General features: G+C 39.4%; 1 protein-coding gene. It reads right to left on the minus strand.

The genetic code is table 11. The features are described from left to right. Positions 1-544: IS110 family transposase (locus AC23P2_RS31165; protein ID WP_487776801.1), on the minus strand; the 544-nt coding region annotated here is incomplete at its 3' end. Positions 545-624: the final 80 nt, after the last annotated feature.

Consider the following 624-nt stretch of genomic DNA (forward strand, 5'->3'; position numbering starts at 1 on the left):
TTTCAATAGCAGTTAAGGAGGCTTTGCAACTTTTAGTCAATTGTTTTTGCATGACAGGGTTGACAAAACTTTGTTGCTCTGTAAGTGGTACGGACAATTGGTTATAGACACTGATAAGTCGCTGACGAGCAGTACTTAACATGGATAACTGTTGGACTACTGCCCGAGGTGGTTCCCAAAGTCGAAGCTGATCTCGAAAACGAAAAGCATATTCTGCAATTCTTTGAGCATCTATGCTATCGGTTTTTCCTCGTTGCAGCTCACCTGCTTTCTTGATTTGGAGAGAAGACTCTAACCAAATGGGAAAATGTAATTTATGAAGAAAATCAAGTAAATGAGCATTATATATACCCGTATGCTCCATACAAAAAACCGTTTGTTGTGGATTCCAAATCGGAAGCTTTTTCAAGAGTCTCAATGCGGTCTTAATACCTGTCACAGTATTAACACTAGCGGTTTGAAGAACTACTTTTTTGCCATCATAAACAGCCCACTCCAACGTAGTTTTGGAAATATCAATTCCAACGAAATAGAGAATATCCATGGTTAGTTGTAATTTAGAGGTTTATAAAATCTACTTGTTATTCACTCAATACGCCACGGGGCGCCCCGCTTGCTAATGGG

This window comes from Runella sp. R0.1_18 (genome assembly GCF_057652155.1).